The 1,790-nt window shown below is 59.2% G+C and carries 2 protein-coding genes and 1 pseudogene; all 3 read left to right on the top strand.

All coding sequences use genetic code 11. The features are described from left to right. A pseudogene (locus tag Q1K09_RS13020) lies at window positions 1-222 on the top strand (IS30 family transposase); the annotation flags it as partial. Next, window positions 203-568 carry an integrase core domain-containing protein gene (locus Q1K09_RS13015; RefSeq protein WP_300345905.1) on the top strand — a complete coding sequence of 122 codons (366 nt, stop codon included), beginning with the start codon at window positions 203-205 and terminating at the stop codon, window positions 566-568. The pseudogene Q1K09_RS13020 and the gene Q1K09_RS13015, both read left to right, overlap by 20 nt. A 180-nt stretch (window positions 569-748) precedes the next feature. After that, complete coding sequence (locus Q1K09_RS13010) at window positions 749-1,342, top strand: CueP family metal-binding protein (protein WP_300345904.1); 594 nt, start codon at window positions 749-751, stop codon at window positions 1,340-1,342. The last annotated feature ends 448 nt before the right edge of the window (window positions 1,343-1,790 follow it).

Below are 1,790 nucleotides of genomic sequence, written 5' to 3'. Positions count from 1 at the left end.
AGCCCTTGGCAACGCGGCACCAACGAGAACACCAACGGGCTGCTACGGCAATACTTCCCCAAAGGCACCGATCTCTCTCGATGGGGCGCTGAAGAAGTCGCAGCCATCGCTCACACCCTCAACACCAGGCCGCGGAAGACCCTGGGATGGAGAACCCCAGCTGAAGCGTTCGAAGACTATCTAGAATCAGTACAACAGCCAAGTGTTGCTACCACCGATTGAATTCACCCAGTATCGAGCGATTCGCTACACCGAGCGCCTGGATGAAGCAGAGGCTGTGGCCTCGGTGGGATCGAAGGGCGATTCCTACGACAACGCCATGGCCGAGGCGTTCAACTCGCTGTTCAAAGCCGAATGCGTGCGCAATCCGATCATGCGCCGCGGCGGGTGGCGCGGGATCAATGATGTGGAGATCGCGGTCGCGGAGTACATCGACTGGTACAACCACCGGCGCCTGCACGGAGAGATCGGGCACATCCCGCCCGCCGAAGCCGAGGAGCTTTACTGGAGCAAGCACCCGGTCGATGAGTATCCTCAAGATCACCCAGCTGCTGCTGGGATCCAATAATCAGGGTCTCTACCAGACCCGGGGCGCTTCAGAACCCGGAGGCCCTTGAACTCTCAGAGAACGTCATCGCTGATCAGAATGCAGAGATCGAAGAGATGGAAGAAATGCGCGATAGCCTCTAAACCATCAGTCCATCCCAAGAACTCGTCGAACTACTCAGCACCTAGGAGAACCCCCACCATGACTCGGGCCAGCCACACCAGACGACTCAGCACCACTGCCGCCGCGCTGGCAGCGATGATCTTCCTTGCGGCATGTTCATCGGAAGACCCCTCAACCACGTCTGGGGGCAGTGACACCGGGCTGTCAGCCTCCGGGTTGGAGGACGCCTCCGGACGTGAGCTTGTCGAAGAACTGGAAAGCCTGCCGCTGGATGAGCGCCCCACCGACTTTGTCGCATCCGTTGAGACAGAAGAAGTCGTGATGATCGATGAGGACGGCAACGAATCATCGGTGCCCCTGCCCGAGGACGAGTTCTACCTCTCGGTAGCACCCTACGTGGACCAGACCCACGACTGCTTCTTCCACAGCTTGACCACGTGCGTGGGCGAGATGGGGAACGAAGAACTGGAGGTGACTGTCGTCGACGAAGACACCGGAGAGGCCTTGTTCGATGAGACCGTTCAAACACACGACAACGGGTTCTTCGGACTGTGGCTTCCACGCGACGTGGACGCGGAACTCACCATTGAACACGATGGCCTGACATCGACCGTACCGATCTCGACCGGTGAGGGCGACCCGACCTGCCTCACCACCTCCCAGCTCACGTGACTCAGGGTCTGCTGTGCGTCGCCTCGGCAAGCAGGCAACTGGAACCAGAGTTGGCTCATTCGCCTCGGCTCTGACGGGCCGTGGCCCCGTGGTCTCTTGACTCTACCTATGGCGCACAATCTCTCGTGTGCGCGCCGATATGAAGATTGCGTGAAGTTCAGACCCGAACTGTTGTCCTTCTCACAACTGGTCAGTAGCGTCGAAGGAGGCCGGGGCCGTCCGGCGCCGGTAGGCCTATGAAGGAGCAAGAGATGACGCACGCCACCACAACCTCAATGATCGAAACACACCCCAAGGGTACAACTGATGGGCCTACCCTGAAGTAGTGGACATCTGAGATAGGTAGCAGCCTCCGCTGTTGCCAGAGAGGTGTCACGATGGAAACCATGAATAGGAAGCGCCGGAGCTTCACTCCGGAGTACAAGAAGGAAGCGGCCCGACTGGTGCT

The organism is Nesterenkonia sp., assembly GCF_029265375.1.
In the GTDB taxonomy this organism is placed as follows: domain Bacteria; phylum Actinomycetota; class Actinomycetes; order Actinomycetales; family Micrococcaceae; genus Nesterenkonia.
Note: the sequence above shows the minus strand (reverse complement) of the source record. Positions and strands in the feature narration are given on the sequence as shown.